Origin of the sequence: Paenibacillus sp. FSL R10-2788 (assembly GCF_038003885.1) — a bacterium.
In the GTDB taxonomy this organism is placed as follows: domain Bacteria; phylum Bacillota; class Bacilli; order Paenibacillales; family Paenibacillaceae; genus Paenibacillus_AQ; species Paenibacillus_AQ odorifer.
Genome location: NZ_JBBOQA010000001.1, coordinates 3,767,396 through 3,783,365, shown reverse-complemented (window position 1 = coordinate 3,783,365; position 15,970 = coordinate 3,767,396). Strand labels below are relative to the sequence as shown.

General features: G+C 43.8%; 12 protein-coding genes. 10 read left to right on the top strand and 2 right to left on the bottom strand.

The window, feature by feature from the left end; all coding sequences use genetic code 11:
- The first annotated feature begins 27 nt into the window (after positions 1-27).
- From NSQ50_RS16760 to NSQ50_RS16745, 4 genes are read left to right on the top strand one after another with little or no spacing between them, the layout of a single operon-like run.
- Positions 28-1,308: a hypothetical protein gene (locus tag NSQ50_RS16760; protein WP_235219555.1), complete on the top strand. Its 1,281-nt coding sequence runs from the start codon at positions 28-30 to the stop codon at positions 1,306-1,308.
- Positions 1,301-1,999 carry a response regulator transcription factor gene (locus NSQ50_RS16755; protein ID WP_036687642.1) on the top strand — a complete coding sequence of 233 codons (699 nt, stop codon included), beginning with the start codon at positions 1,301-1,303 and terminating at the stop codon, positions 1,997-1,999. The genes NSQ50_RS16760 and NSQ50_RS16755 overlap by 8 nt, the downstream gene beginning before the upstream one ends.
- Positions 1,996-3,462: a HAMP domain-containing sensor histidine kinase gene (locus NSQ50_RS16750; RefSeq protein WP_051491526.1), complete on the top strand. Its 1,467-nt coding sequence runs from the start codon at positions 1,996-1,998 to the stop codon at positions 3,460-3,462. Before NSQ50_RS16755 ends, NSQ50_RS16750 begins: the two co-directional genes overlap by 4 nt.
- 6 nt (positions 3,463-3,468) lie before the next feature.
- The gene (locus NSQ50_RS16745; protein ID WP_081390266.1) at positions 3,469-4,527 is read left to right on the top strand and encodes a GNAT family N-acetyltransferase; all 1,059 of its coding nucleotides are present in this window, start codon (positions 3,469-3,471) and stop codon (positions 4,525-4,527) included.
- 100 nt (positions 4,528-4,627) lie between these two features.
- Here the strand turns inward: NSQ50_RS16745 and NSQ50_RS16740 are convergent, their stop codons facing one another.
- A complete protein-coding gene (locus NSQ50_RS16740; protein ID WP_076144760.1) occupies positions 4,628-5,851 on the bottom strand; it encodes a glucose-1-phosphate adenylyltransferase in 1,224 nt (407 codons plus the stop codon).
- A gap of 216 nt (positions 5,852-6,067) precedes the next feature.
- On the opposite strand from NSQ50_RS16740, the gene glgB reads away from it, so the two are divergent.
- The 6 genes from glgB (at position 6,068) to NSQ50_RS16715 (ending at position 13,794) form a co-directional block, all read left to right on the top strand.
- Complete coding sequence (gene glgB, locus NSQ50_RS16735; protein ID WP_076144762.1) at positions 6,068-8,005, top strand: 1,4-alpha-glucan branching protein GlgB; 1,938 nt, start codon at positions 6,068-6,070, stop codon at positions 8,003-8,005.
- A gap of 47 nt (positions 8,006-8,052) precedes the next feature.
- Complete coding sequence (gene glgA / locus NSQ50_RS16730) at positions 8,053-9,477, top strand: glycogen synthase GlgA (protein ID WP_076144764.1); 1,425 nt, start codon at positions 8,053-8,055, stop codon at positions 9,475-9,477.
- 327 nt (positions 9,478-9,804) lie between these two features.
- Entirely contained in the window at positions 9,805-10,623 is an 819-nt protein-coding gene (locus NSQ50_RS31610) for a transporter substrate-binding domain-containing protein (RefSeq protein ID WP_036687634.1), read from the top strand.
- Positions 10,624-10,728: 105 nt separating this feature from the next.
- On the top strand, positions 10,729-11,394 hold the full coding sequence (locus tag NSQ50_RS31605; protein WP_235219554.1) for an amino acid ABC transporter permease: 666 nt from the start codon (positions 10,729-10,731) through the stop codon (positions 11,392-11,394).
- A complete protein-coding gene (locus tag NSQ50_RS16720; protein ID WP_036687633.1) occupies positions 11,381-12,103 on the top strand; it encodes an amino acid ABC transporter ATP-binding protein in 723 nt (240 codons plus the stop codon). The genes NSQ50_RS31605 and NSQ50_RS16720 overlap by 14 nt, the downstream gene beginning before the upstream one ends.
- 161 nt (positions 12,104-12,264) lie before the next feature.
- Positions 12,265-13,794, top strand: coding sequence for a Ppx/GppA phosphatase family protein (locus tag NSQ50_RS16715; RefSeq protein ID WP_076144766.1), 1,530 nt, complete (start codon positions 12,265-12,267; stop codon positions 13,792-13,794).
- On the opposite strand, the gene ppk1 is transcribed toward NSQ50_RS16715, so the two are convergent.
- Positions 13,742-15,856, bottom strand: a complete 2,115-nt coding sequence (ppk1, locus tag NSQ50_RS16710) for a polyphosphate kinase 1 (RefSeq protein WP_036687629.1) — start codon at positions 15,854-15,856, stop codon at positions 13,742-13,744. The genes NSQ50_RS16715 and ppk1 overlap by 53 nt on opposite strands.
- Between the last annotated feature and the right edge of the window lie 114 nt (positions 15,857-15,970).

The following is a 15,970-nucleotide window of genomic DNA, read 5'->3' as shown; positions in this document are numbered from 1 at the left end:
ACACGGATAAGGAAAAGAGTGATGAGGTTGAGTATAAAAAGTCTTAGGTGCCTGGCAGCTGCAACACTGTCGTTATCCGTACTTTCGGGTTGTACTTTCATCAGTGATCCCGTTTCGAAGATGAAAGCTCCGCAGCTGTCTGCTGACAAAGCAACACTTATGGCTGCTATTAATTCACATATTCCAGCGGGTACGGAGTTGATCCGTCCGGTTAATGATGAGAGCTCAATTTTCACAGAGGATCTCAATAACGATGGAATTATGGAGTCGTTGGTGTTCTATAGAACGCCAAGCGAAGCTGTAGAGATTCACGGGATGATCTTAGAGAAGCAAGGAGATGCCTGGGTCAAAAAGCTTGTTTTTGATGGGGATGGAACTATGCTGGAGTCCGTCGATCTGAAAGATATGACAGGTGACGGGAAGCTGAATATCATTACAGGTTATTCACGTGGGGAAGAAAAAGGCCTCGTCGTGTATAGCTATTCCAGTGGATCATTAGAAGAAGTGCTTTCACTTCCTTACACCAAATATATGATTGATGATCTTAACAAGGATGGAATTGAAGACATCACCGTTGTTTATTTTAAAAGAAATGAATTTGCAACCATTTCGATCTATCAGTACAATGATGGCTTTAAGGTGCTCGATAAGATCGAGGATATCGATCCATATTTTTTTAATTATTACAATATTGTCGCAGGAAAGATTGCCAAAGATAAAGAAGGAATCGTATTGGACGCTTCGGTGGATTTCCAATCCGCCTACAGTTTAATTGTTCTTATGGAGCATAACAAGCTGCGCGTGGTTTTGCCAGGTGATACGAGGACTTACAAAGATCGTCTGATTGCAAGCGAAGATATTGATCATGATGGCATTATTGAAGTTGGATTGCTTGAAGCACCAAAAGGATGGGAGTATTTCGACCCCGCAGATATTCCTTATTTCACCTCCTATTATAAATGGGATGGAAAAGATGGCCTAACCTTTGCAGTCCAGCTATATCGTGATCCATCGGATCGCTTTACTATTAATTTTGATCCAGAGCTGCATGGAAAGGTAAGTATTGACACGAAATCTGTTCTGGATAAAAACCTTAAGTTCATCATGACCGACACCGGAGAGACGTTTGCTGAGGTTTCCTTCTTTTCTCCTTCGGAATGGGATAAGGCTAAGAATGAAGGCTGGGAGCTGCTTGGACGGGATTCAGATAAAGTCATCGGCTACCGTGGTGAGCTAGAACAAAGTACAACTAAAGAAGGAAGCAATAAGATTGCCTCCCCTATTGAAAGGAAGGGAATAGATGAGTAAAGTTCTGATATTGGAAGATGAAGAGTCCATTCGCAGTTTCATAGTCATTAATTTGAAGCGTAATGGTTTCGAAGTGCTGGAGGCTGCTGACGGAAATGAAGCATTGCATAAATTAACCACTATACCTGATATTGATATTGCGTTATTGGATGTTATGGTTCCCGGCATTGATGGATTTGAAGTTTGTAGACGGATTAGGGAGACTAATGAACGCTTGGGAATTATTTTTCTTACCGCCAAGGTTCAGGAGCAGGATAAAGTTTACGCTTTGTCCGTAGGTGCAGATGATCATGTTAGTAAGCCATTTAGCCCAACGGAGCTAATTGCGCGTATTCAATCTTTGCTGCGCCGTGTAAATGTGCATCGTGAACAGTCGGCCAAGGTTTCTTTTCATTCGGGGCCTTTCAGCTTGGATCTTATTACCAAACAATTCAAACGTGATAATGTAGCCATTGAACTGACGCCTACGGAGTTCTCTCTGATTCAATTCTTTCTTGAAAAAGAAAACACTCCACTTAGCCGCGATCTTCTGTTGGATCATGTGTGGGGCAAGGAGTATATGGGTGATCCCAAAATTGTAGATGTAAATATCCGGCGCTTACGCCAGAAGATTGAGAACAATCCTTCGGAACCGGAATTTTTGCAGACTGTATGGGGGCACGGATATAGATGGAAAGGCCAAGGACAATGATTAAGAAGGGGATGCGCAGACAGATTGTTCTGCACTACATTCTTGTAGTTTTTTTGGCGCTTCTCCTCGTAGAAGTTATCTTCCTGCTGGCCATCAGAACATATTATTATGACAGTGTATACAGCAAGATTAAGAATCACATTTCTGTTTCAGAGTCGTTTTTTCAAAAGAACATGATACCAAGCGATAATAGCATCTATCTGCTACAAGAAGTACTGGAGAGGTTCTCATTGAGCAAGACGGAGCTGGAAATCTTATCGCTAAATGGGGATATCATCACTAGTTCCACTGGCTTTCAGCCGGATCGGACCATTACGACCAGTGATGTACCAGAAGCCGTTGGCGGCAGCGTTGGACGCTGGGTAGGGCGTCAGGCAGGCACGAATGAGAGCGTGATGGCGGTTTCCAAAATGCTGCAGATTCATGGACAGGATAAGTATGTCCTAAGGTATATTACTTCACTAGAAGAAATCAATAATGATTTGCTTAATCTTACCTTATTGTCTACTGCTATTGCTGCAGCTGTTATGGCTGTAGTTGTTGGGTTTAGCTTCGGACTGGCCAATTCGATTGTGAAGCCGCTGAATAATATTACGGCAGTTTCAGCCCAGATGGCCAAGGGGAGATTCAACGTACGGATTAAGGGAGACTATAAATTTGAGATTGGTGATTTGGCTTCAACGCTGAATTATATGGCTCAGGAAATTGTGCGCAGCAATCAGATTAAGGATGATTTTATCTCGTCCATTTCTCACGAGCTGAGGACACCTCTTACAAGTATCAAGGGCTGGAGTGAAACTTTAGTTTCCGGCGGGTATGATCCGGAGGAGACAAAACTTGGAGTCAGCATCATCTCCAAAGAAAGTGAACGTCTGATTGGGCTGGTGGAGGAAATTCTCGACTTTTCTAAGCTGCAGCAGAACCAAATGAAGCTGTCGATTGGGGTTGTAGATGTAAAGGTACTGCTACAAGAGACGATACTGAATGTTTGGGCTAAAGCGGAAAAGAAACGAATTCATCTGCTGCTGGAATGTGAAGACGCGATCTTTGTTAAAGGGGATGCCAATCGCTTAAAACAGGTATTTTTGAACTTGGTAGACAATGCAGTGAAATTCTCACATGAAGATTCCAGTATTGAATTGTCAGCAAAGAGGCTGTCTGCTACAGAAACAGCGATTATGGTACGAGACAGCGGGATAGGGATTAGTGAAGCGCATATATCCAGAGTTAAGGACCGTTTCTTTCAAGTGGATGCACTTAATGGAGGAACAGGCTTGGGGTTAGCGATCTCACAGCAGATTGTAGAACTTCATAATGGGACACTTGATATGGCAAGTGAGCTTGGAAAGGGAACGGAAGTAACCGTCATCTTGCCTCTTACTGAACCACAGCCGGAAGTTAACTCAGATGAGGTAACTCAAATTACAGCTACCTTTCCTGAATTAGATGATTGGGAGACGTGACCTGGAATGGGGATAACGAAGAATTCGATCCGTATAGTTCGTGGAGAGCCTGATCGGGTTAACGACATCTTGAGGCTGTTGCAAGAAGCGGCAGGATGGATGGAGCGTAACGGGATTAACCAATGGACACCCGGACAATTTAATGAGACCGATATTGCAGGATATTTCGCTGACAGACATGTTTATTTAGCCCTTGACGATGGGGCTGTAGTTGGCATGTTCACGTTGCAATTCAGTGATCCACAGTACTGGGGCAGTAAAAATGATAAGTCCTACGCTTATTTGCACCGATTGGCTGTGAAAGACTCCCACCGCGGCCGAGGACTTGGACAGCAAATGCTTAAATATGCAGTAGTGCTAGCCAAAGATCTAGGCTGTAAGAGTCTTAGGTTTGACACTGTGGCACATAACATTAAGCTCAATCGTTATTATCAGAGCATGGGTTTTCACTACATGGGCACTAACGATATGGGAAATGGTCGTTTAGTGAACTTATATGAACATTTTGAGGAGAGTGCTGAGTCAGACCGTCTGATCCTCAGGTTTATATCAGAATCTGATTTTGAACACTTAAAGCGCTGGAGTGTTTCTCCAGAGTATCTGAAGCAGTGGGCAGGACCTTCGCTTACTTATCCTTTAGACGATGAGCAGCTTGTTAAATACTTAACGGATGCTAATCATCCAGGCTTATCCGATCGCCTTATCTTCTTTGCAATTCAGGAAGCTACGCAGCAGGTAGTGGGCCATATTAGCTTTTCAGCCATTGACCGGGTTAATCGTTCTGCACGTATCGGCAGGGTAGTAGTGGACCCTGAGTTTCAAGGTAGAGGCATTGGTAAACGGATGATACAAGAAATGCTTCGAATTGGATTTGAAGGTCTGGACCTGCATCGTCTGTCTCTAGGCGCTTTCGATTTCAATACAGCTGCCCTGAAAGCTTATGAAGCTGTTGGCTTCAAGCGGGAGGGTGTTCAACGTGAGTCCGCTTTATTCGGTGAGCAATATGTAGATTGTGTGGAAATGAGCATATTAGACAGAGAATGGACGGCTAGCCGTAATTCATAAAATCATTAATTTTGCACAACCGAAGGGGCTGTTGCTCTGGTCATGATCGACCAGGACAACAGCCCCTTTTTATATAAAGTATTTTTCTATATAATGGTTGTTATGAAGGAAGAACTTCACGCAAACGTCCTGTCTTCTCATACACATCCTGAAACAGACGGGAAGGTTGGTTTCGGACCGCCGGCTTGGCAGCCACAGTCTCATGTGGTCCAACGACAACGATATTATTTATGCTTCCCTTGATGACTGCGCCATCCTTAATGATTGCCCCTTCACCAATAATGGCATTCTCAATCAGCACTCCACGACCAATGCGAGCTCCAGGCATAATAACACTTTGTTTGATCTGGCTCATCTTACCGATTTCTACCCCATTAAAGACTACAGAACGTTGTAGACTACCTTCTTGGGAGCAGGATTCATTCACGAGAGAGTCCGTTGACGGGATCTGTACACGTGGTTTATGAACTGCAAGCTTATTCCGGCGAACCCGACTATACATAGGCCAATGAGTCTTGTCTAACTTCATGCCATTGTCTTTTTGCAGAAGGTCCATATGTGCTTCCCAGAGACTGCCGACTGTACCTACATCTCTCCAGTAACCCTTGAAACGGTAAGCGAATAAATCATCATTCTGATCCAGCATGGTAGGAATAACGTCTTTACCAAAGTCATGGCTGGAATTAGGATTAGCTGCATCCCGCAACAAGTGCTCCTTCAGATAAGCCCACTCGAACAGGTAGATACCCATTGAAGCAAGATTACTTTTTGGTACTTTAGGTTTTTCCGCAAATTCGGAAATTTTCAGATCATCGTTTACGTTCATTACTCCAAAACGACTAGCCTCATCCCAAGGAACCTCCATTACGGAGATAGTTGCTTTTGCTCCTTTTTCAATATGATAATTCAGCATCTTACGGTAATTCATATGGTAAATATGATCACCGGATAGAATGAGCACATGTTCTGGGTTGCGGCTATCAATAAAGTCAATGTTTTTATAAATCGCATCAGCAGTTCCTGTATAACTGTCTCTGCCTTCAACACCTGAAGGAAGCAATGTGACACCTTTATCCTTTCGACTAACTAAGCCCCAAGGCTCGCCTTCACCGATATGATTATGCAAAGAGTCAGCTTCGTATTGTGTCAGAACACCTACTGTATCAATGTTCGAATTTACACAGTTACTTAGCGGGAAATCAATAATTTTATACTGTCCACCGAAAGGGACTGCAGGCTTAGCCATACTGGAAGTCAAGGGAGCCAATCTGCGGCCTTCCCCTCCTGCCAATAACATGGCGATACAATCTTTTTTGTTGTTCATTTGTTATCCCTCCCATTATTTTGTCAATGCTTGTAATATAAACTTACGACAAGCGCTTGAAACGACATAGGTGAAATATATTGCTTTGTAAACAGAAAAATTACAATTAATATTTCTTTATCAGAAAATCTTTTCTTTTAACATCAAAACATTTTCAAAATGGTAATATTCGGGTAAGGTAATAGGTACAAGCACATTGAAAAAGGTGGTGTAGAATTGGCTGAAAAAGCAAAAATCGAGACCCTTCCGTCAGCTGCTGATATCTATCTGTTCCATGAGGGCACCAATTATCGCAGCTATTCTATGCTGGGTGCACACACTGCCGCTGAAGAAGGCGTTACCGGTGTGCGCTTTACCGTGTGGGCTCCTCATGCGACATATGTAGGACTAGCTGGTGATCATAATGATTGGGACGGAACACAGGGCGTGGACTCGTTATATAAGATACCCGATTCAGGATTTTGGAGTCGTTTTTTTCCGGGAATACAGCCGGGAACTTTTTACAAATACAGGATTCTTGCCTCAGATGGATCAAGTTTCCTAAAAGCGGATCCTTTTGCTTTCAAAGCCGAGGTTCGACCGGCAACGGCTTCGGTAGTAGCAGAACTGGATGGCTACCGATGGGGAGATGCAGCATGGCGTCGGAAAAGCAAAGCGCCTTATCAACAACCAATGAACATTTATGAAATGCACTTCGGTACCTGGCGTCAAAAAGAAGATGGAGAGTTCTACACCTATCGGGAAATGAGCGAGCTCTTAATTCCTTATTTGGTGGAGCTGAACTATACACACGTGGAATTTATGCCGCTGGCAGAACATCCATACGATCTATCCTGGGGTTATCAAGGGACGGGGTATTTTGCGGCAACCAGCCGTTATGGCGAACCCCATGAGTTGATGTATTTGATCGATCAGCTGCATCAGGCAGGTATCGGTGTGATTTTAGATTGGGTTCCAGCTCACTTTGCCAAAGACGCACACGGATTACGTATGTTTGATGGAGCGCCACTTTATGAATATGCCGATCCAATGTTAGCTGAAAAACCAGGCTGGGGGACACTTTCGTTTGATTTCAGTAAGCCGGAGATTTCTTCTTTTCTTATTTCTAATGCGCTGTTTTGGTTTGAGTATTATCATATCGACGGAATGCGTGTAGATGCGGTTACCAGTATGCTTCGATTAGATTTCGAAAAGCGGGATCATCAATATCGGCGGAATGTTAACGGTGGATTGGAGAATCTGGAAGCCATCAAATTTATCCAGAATCTGAACAAGGCTATCTTTCATTATTTCCCAAAGGCATTGATGATGGCTGAGGAGTCCAGTGCTTGGCCGGGGGTTACTGCACCAGTGCATGAAGGGGGCCTTGGCTTCAATTACAAATGGAATATGGGTTGGATGAATGACACGCTAGGCTACATAGAACATGATTTTGGTGGGCGCCCTTATCATCATAATTTACTTACGTTCCCAATATGTTATGCTTATGCCGAAAATTACGCATTGCCGCTATCGCATGACGAGGTTGTCCACGGCAAGAAGTCTTTGTTAGACAAAATGCCGGGTGCTTATGAACAGAAGTTTGCAGGGCTCAGACAGCTGCTGGGATATCAGATCTCACATCCCGGAAAAAAGCTTCTGTTTATGGGTGGAGAGTTCGGTCAGTTTATCGAATGGAAGGATCAGGAGCAGCTGGACTGGCTGCTGTTGGATTATGAGAGCCATCGTTGTATGCTTGCCTACACGGCTGCACTTAATAAACTGTACCGCTCCGAAAAAGCGCTGTGGGAGCTGGATCATGCTCAAGAAGGTTATCAGTGGATTGATGCAGATGACAATGATCAAAGTGTGATTTCGTATATACGCCGAGGGAAGAAACCAGGAGATACGCTGCTTATTGTCATCAATTTCCAACCGGTAGAACGGCACAATTATCGTATAGGCGTGCCACGGGCTGGGACATATGAAGAGTTCTTTAGCTCCGAAAATGTAGAGTACGGCGGTTCCGGATTGCACAATGTCCCTCAAAAGAGCGTTAAGCTGGAATGGCACAATCAGGTGAACAGCATAGAGCTGACTCTTCCGCCCCTTAGCTTCCTGGTGTTTAAAAAAACGTCACGAATGGGTAAGAATAAAGAGGCAAAAGAGTTATAGATCTAAGTACGAATAGAGAATCCGTACAGTTTAAGGGGGAAATAATCATGAAGGTTTTATTTGCCGCAGCTGAAGCCCATCCTTTTGTCAAAACGGGTGGTTTGGCCGATGTCATTGGAGCACTACCTAAAGCGCTGAAGGCTGCCGGGGTAGATGTACGAGTGATTTTGCCTAAATATCGTGGGATTCCTGACAAGTTCACCGCTCAAATGGAGCATTTAACGGAAGTGTATGTCCCAATTGGCTGGCGAAAACAATACTGTGGAATTGAACGCATTATCTATGAGGGTATCCCCGTTTATTTTATCGACAATGAGTATTATTTTGGGCGTGATGGAATTTATGGTTATATGGACGATGGTGAACGGTTTGCGTTCTATAATCGTGCAGTACTGGAGTGTCTGCCGGCCATTGATTTCCAGCCTGATGTTCTGCATTGCCATGATTGGCACGCGGCCGTAATTCCAATGCTCCTACAGGGGCATTATCGCCACAATCCATTTTACAGTGAAATGCGGAGTGTATTTACAATACATAACCTGTTGTATCAGGGAGTGTTTCCTTATGAGGTACTTGGAGAGCTGTTAGGTCTGGATAGCAGTTATTTTGGTAGTATGGAGTACTATGGTAATGTGAATTTCTTAAAAGGCGGGATTGTATTCAGTGATCGGGTCACGACCGTTAGTCCGACCTATTCAGAAGAAATTCGCACACCTTATTATGGTTACGGCCTGGATGGTTTATTGAACGCACGGTCAGATGTTTTAAGTGGGATTGTGAATGGCATTGATACTAAAAGTTATAATCCAGCGACAGATTCCAGCCTTGTCACCCGTTATCGTTCCAATTTAACCAAGAAGACGGAGAACAAAGTAGCCTTGCAGGAAGAGCTGGGATTACCAGTAGATGCTAATATCCCAATGGTAGCTATGGTCACGCGTCTTGTGGACTCCAAAGGCTTAGATCTGCTTACCCGAGTGCTGGATGAGCTGCTATATCACGATGATATTCAATTTGTGCTGCTTGGAACTGGTGATGAATCCTACGAGCGTTGGTTCAAGGAAGCAGCATGGCGTTATCCGACAAAGCTGTCTTCACAGATCCTATTTAATGATGCACTCTCACGTAAAATATATGCTGCCAGCGATATCTTCCTTATGCCGTCCAAGTTTGAGCCATGTGGCATCAGTCAGCTGCTCGCTTTGCGCTATGGTAGTATACCCGTTGTACGTGAGACAGGTGGCCTCAATGATACTGTGCACGCTTATAATGAAGAAACCGGTGAAGGCAATGGCTTTACGTTCAGCAATTATAATGCTCACGATATGATGTTTACGCTGCGCCGGGCACTTTCTTTTTACAAGCAGCCTGAACATTGGAAAAAGATCACAAAAAATGCATTCGCGGGAGATTATAGCTGGAATGTATCCGCTCAGCAGTACATGGATATCTATGATGATATAACAAGATAAAGTTTAACAAATTCTGTAATGGGTTAATAAGGGATTGCACCCGGGAGTATGGTAAATACTCTGGGAGCAGTCCTTTTTTTATGACAGAAGGGAATGAATAATCGAATGATTTAGCTAGTATAGGGGATAGTAAAAATGTATAAATCTTGCTTCATCGTGAATAAAAACGGTTTTTTAGTTGTGTATTATAGAATTACCCTCATAGAAATCCATTAAAAGGAAGTTATTGTCACAATTATGCCTTTGCATATTCATGCGTTCTGATTTATAATAAGTCAGTCATTGGGTCAACTTAGATTTTTTCATATGAATAGGGGAGATATAGAAATGAACAAATGGGGTAAACTTAGTTTAGGAATGGTATTAGCGGTAGGTCTGCTCTCAGGCTGCGGTCAAAATAAAAATGATAATGATACCGCTGCTAGTGGTAATGCAAATTCCGGTGCAGTTACTAAAAAGCTGATTATGGGAACAAGTGCAGATTTTCCTCCGTACGAATTCCATAAAGTAGTGGACGGAAAAGATACTATCGTAGGTTTCGATATCGACATCGCTAAGGAAATTGCTGCTGACATGGGCGCTGAGCTTGAAGTTAAGGATCTGCCTTTTGATTCACTGCTTAACGAATTGTCCAGTGGACGTGTAGATATGGTGATTTCCGGTCTTAGCCCGACTGAAGAACGCAAAAAAGCGGTTGAACTCTCAGATATTTATTACAAAGCAGAGCAAGCTATTGTAGTGCGCGAAGCAGATAAAGATAAATACGCTACTATGGACGCGGTGAAGGGCACCAAAATTGGTGTACAGACAGGCTCTATTCAAGAAGAAATCGCCAAAGAGATTGAAGGCGCAAAGATCACTTCTCTTGGTAAAATCTCCGAGATCGTTCTGCAATTGCAATCTAACCGTATCGATACAGCAATTATTGAAGGACCTGTAGCCAAATCTTTTGTTAAGAATTTAGCGGGTCTTGTAATTACCGATGCTAAGCCTGAAGTAGAAGATGATGGATACGCAATTGGTATTAAAAAAGGCAATACAGAGCTTCTAGATAAAGTAAATGCAACACTTAAACGTCTAGAATCAGAAGGTAAGATTGATGAATATGTAGCGGCAGCCAGTGAGCTTGCTGAAAGCACGAAGTAAGGAATGGATATTGTTTTAGGTCTGCTGAAGTAAATTGTATGTGTATTACAGAAAATAGCGGAACTTTGCTATTTTCTATTTTTTTGGAGATAGGGGGATAAGATATTGGATATTACTTTATTTAGAATGGCTTATGATTATCGTGATCTTTTCTTGACTGGATTACAATATACCTTGCTTCTTGCTGTTCTTGGTGTCTTTTTTGGCTTCATTCTTGGGATTATCGTCTCTCTACTACGGATGTCAAAATGGAGAGTGTTACGTTTCTTAGCCACTGCTTGGGTTGAATTTTTGCGGGGTACTCCAATGCTTGTGCAACTGTTTCTCATCCATTACGGGCTGGCGACGTTTGGGATTGAGTTTACTCCGATTCAGTCCGGGGCGATTACACTCTCCATTAACAGTTCTGCTTATCTGGCAGAAATATTTCGCGCCGGGATTCAGGGTGTCGATCGTGGACAAACGGAGGCCGCACGTTCACTTGGAATGAAACAAGGGATGACAATGCGTCATATTGTACTTCCTCAGGCACTTAAAAGTGTACTTCCGGCAATCGGTAATGAATTCATTACCATTATCAAGGAATCATCAATTATTTCATTTATCGGAGTAACGGATTTGATGTTTCAAGCTCGTACGGTTACAACGATTTCGTATGATGGTATGACACCACTCGTGATTGCTGCCTTTATGTATTTTGTTCTAACGTTTACGCTTTCCAAGATCCTAGGTAGACTCGAAAGGAGGCTGAATACCGATGATCGCCGTTAAGAACCTGCAGAAGCATTATGGAAAGCTGGAGATTCTCAAGGGAATCGATTTGGAGATTAAAAAGGGTGAGGTTGTCGTTGTAATCGGGCCCAGTGGTTCGGGAAAAAGTACCTTTCTGCGTTGCTTGAATCTATTGGAGCAGCCTACAGGTGGAGAGATCACTTTTGAAGGGGAATCGATCACCTCAAAGAAGCATGATATCAATGCAACGCGTGAGAAGATGGGGATGGTTTTTCAACAGTTCAACCTTTTTCCGCACAAAACCGTTCTGCAAAACATTACACTCGCACCGATTAAAGTAAGAAAACAGCAACAGGCTGTGGCCGATAAATTCGCAATGGAGCTCCTCAAGACTGTAGGGCTTGAAGATAAAAAGGATGTTTATCCAGCTCAATTGTCCGGTGGACAGAAGCAGCGGATTGCGATTGCTCGTGCATTAGCCATGCAGCCGCATGTGATGCTTTTTGATGAGCCTACCTCAGCGCTTGATCCGGAAATGGTAGGAGAGGTACTTGAGGTTATGAAAAAGCTTGCCGAAGACGGAATGACAATGGTTATAGTTACACATGAGATGGGCTTTGCCCGTGAAGTGGGTGACCGCATTCTGTTTATGGATGGCGGGGTAATCGTTGAACAGGGTACTCCTGAACAAGTATTTGGTAATCCTACACATGCTCGGACTAAGGATTTTTTAAGTAAAGTATTATAAAGAATTCGTCAAAACGGCCCTGGACAAGTATCCGGTGGCCGTTTTGTTATAGGGTCCTGAGGGTAATGTGGGGATATATCGCTGGGACTGAGTTCATTTATTTATGTAAACCATGTATAATAGATGGTCAGTCAATCAACAGGAAAAGGAGTACATACATAATGAGAGATGATCTACGCCGGATAGGCATTATTGATATTGGTTCGAACTCCATTCGTCTTGTAATTTATGATACAACGCGCGAAGGAGGCTATAAGATCATCAAGGAGTGTAAGTACTCCGCTCGCCTTAGTGAGAAGATTACGAAGGAGAATAGACTGGAACAAAAGGACATGGAAACGATTGTTCCGGTCTTGCGGCAGTTTAAGGAAATCTGCAATGCTTTTGCAGTGGAAACCATTCGGGCGGGTGCAACGGCAGCTATTCGTAATGCAGCTAACTCAAGCGAAATAATAAGCTTTTTGTCACAATCCTCTTCCATTCCGATTGAGGTGATCAGTGGCCACCAGGAGGCATATTATGGCTTCTTGGGTGTTATTAATGCCTTTAATGTAGAGGATGGTTATGTCATTGATATTGGTGGCGGGAGTACTGAAATCACTCTTTTTTGTCAGCGGCGTTATCAACATAGCATTTCTTTCCCGTTCGGAGCAGTAAATACCAATCTAATGTTTGGTCAAGGTGGGAATTGGAGCGATGAGCAGATTCACAAGCTGCAGACCTTTGTTCTGGGCAGGCTGGTTGAGCATGATTGGCTAAATGCCAAAGCTGGGCTTCCTTTATTCGGTTTAGGAGGGACGGTTCGTTCTTTGGGGAAGCTGGATCAGAAGACACGAGCATACTCATTGCCTAACTCCCACGGTTATACGATGACCAGTGAGACAATCGAGCACTTTATGAACACCCTACCTTCAATGCCTTACGAAAAACGTAAGGATTTAGATGGATTATCTAAGAGTCGGGCGGATATCATTGTATCCGGGTTGATTATTTTCCATACGGTGTATCAGTATATTGGGGCGAGTGAGGCGATAATCAGCGGGGAGGGACTCAGAGAAGGTTTGCTGCATGATCTGTTGGAGCCGGAGCAGCCAGTGCGTGATAGTGCTTTAGAATATAGCTTAAACACGATCATTCGCTTTGATATTCATACCTCTAAACGGTATTTAGATCATATCAACAAGCTAGCGCTCAGCCTGTTTGACGCATTTAAAGATGAATCGAATAGAGCAGAGCACGAGATGTTAATCTATGTGTCCATCATGCTGCATCGTACGGGAACGAATATTAACTATTACCAATCCAAACGACATACTTTGTATTGGTTGATGAATTCACCGATTCGTGGACTTACCCACCGTCAGCTTATTCTTTGCGCTATGATTGCCTCATACAGCACAAAAAGCCGGAAGCAGAAATTGTCCCAACAACATAAGGACATTTTGCTGCCATCCGACGAAGAGTGGATTCATAAGCTCGGATCGCTTGTCCAGCTTAGCATTGCGCTGGACAGCACGGAGATTGGAATTGTAAGCGGCCTGAAGGCCAATCTGCACGGCAATACGCTTCATCTGGACTTAGAGGGCGCATCGTCACTGCTAATTGGCCTAGAGGACATTGAGAACGCGATAAAAGCATTTAAGAATGCTTGGGCGGTGAAGGTAAAACTCGGCTTCCCTTCCAACGTGTAACATCCATTGCAGCAAACTGGCTCCGGAAAGGGGCCTTTTTGTCGTCTGGTTGTTCGTAATATCCATTAGCCTGCAAGAAGCTGGCTTTAACATTATCTTGTAGAGACAACTCTAGAATCTTGACGATCTGTTTACGGATGCCGCTGTCTCTGACAGGACACATCAGCTCAATCCGGCGGGTTAGGTTTCTAGTCATCCAGTCGGCACTGGATAAATACACCTCAGGTTTGCCGCCATTTTCGAAATAATAGATCCGGGAGTGCTCCAGAAAACGGTCTACGATACTGCGTACTGTAATGTTTTCACTTAAGCCCTCTATTCCCGGACGTAGGCAGCAAACCCCTCGCACGATTAAGTCAATGGAGACACCGGCTTGGGCTGCGCCATATAAATCGTCGATCACTTGCTGATTAGAGAGTGAGTTCATCTTGGCGATTATTCGTGCGGGTCTGCCTGCCCGCGCATGTTCAGCTTCACGCATCATTAGCTTTTGCAGGGATAAGCTCATATTCGTTGGCGCTACAATGAAGGAATGCCAGTCAAAATTAGCCGAATATCCAGTCATTTGATTAAACAGCTCGGAAGCATCCAGTCCGATATCGCTTTGGGCGGTGAATAGACTGAGATCCGTGTAAGCCTTGGCTGTACTGTCATTATAGTTTCCTGTGCCTACATGCACGTAACGACGCAGTTCAGGGCCTTCCTGGCGGACAATCAAGGTCACTTTGGCATGCGTTTTGAGTCCGATCAGACCATAAACGACATGACAGCCTGATTTTTCAAGCTGGCGTGCCCAAGCGATGTTCCGTTCCTCATCAAATCGGGCTTTTAACTCTACAACCACTGTAACTTGCTTGCCAGACTCCGCAGCATTGGCTAGTGCAGTGATAAGTGGAGAATTTCCGCTGACACGGTATAAGGTCATTTTAATAGCCATCACTTGCTCATCTTCTGAAGCTTGAATGATAAAGTCTGTCATCGCATCAAAAGACTCGTAAGGGTGGTAGACTAATACATCCCGTTCACGCAGCACCTCGAAGAAATCCTCGTTTTCTTGAAATTCAGCAGGGTAGACCGGCTCAATAGGTGGATAGTTCAAGTAACTAAAACCTTTTAAGCTTCCGGCAAAATTACGAAGAAAGCCCAGATCGAGCGGACCTTCTATTTCAAATACGAAGTCCTCCAGCTCAAATTCAGCTTGTAGCTGCTCAAGAGCATAGGGATGGATACCTTTTTGTACTTCCAGACGAGCAGGCACCCCGCGACGACGCTTGCGCAGCTCTTTTTCGATCTCTTCCAGCAGATCCTCGGCACCTTCCTCATCGATAGTAAGATCTGAGTTACGAGTCAAACGAAACTCACTAACCGCAACAGGTTCGTAACCGCTGAATAAGGTTTGAATGTGATGGCGGATCACATCTTCAATAAATACAAATTGTCTTTTCTTACTATTAGAGCGGTGTGGAAGAGGGATACATCTTGGCAGATTCGAAGGAATTTGCAGGATAGCAAAATAAGGCTCCTCTTCAAGGCCATTCTTACGAGTAAGAACAACAGCTAGGTAGATAAACTGGCTGTGCACGAGTGGAAACGGCCGGCTCTGATCAACAGCCATTGGCGTAAGTACAGGATAGATGATATCCCGGTAATACTGTTCTATGGACTGCTCTTGGGCATGGGTAAGATCCTTATAATCCACAAATACGATGCCTTCTTTATGCAAACTCCGCGAAATATCACGGAATGTCCGGTATTGATCGGCAATGATTTTGGTTACGCGTTTGATGAGGCGTTTATACAGCCCGGAAGGGGTGTAGCCTGTGAAATCTTTTTTAGTATAACCCGCCCGGATCTGATCTTGAATTCCCGCTACGCGAACGCTTATGAATTCATCCAGATTGCTCGAGACGATTGCCAGAAATCTGGCACGTTCCATTAAAGGGTTATCAGGGTCCTGCGCCTCCTTGAGTACACGGCGGTTAAATTCGATCCAGCTCAAATCCCTATTGAGGTAAGCAGTGGCTGGACTGCTTTGGTTGTTTTTAATCTCTTCTGTATTCATGGGACCTCCAAATATGCTTCGATGTCTGTATCTCAAATCTATTTATCATATTCTATCATTTTACTATTGGATGAGGCACGAAATGTTAAATCTATGTAAAATCTCAAAGAATAT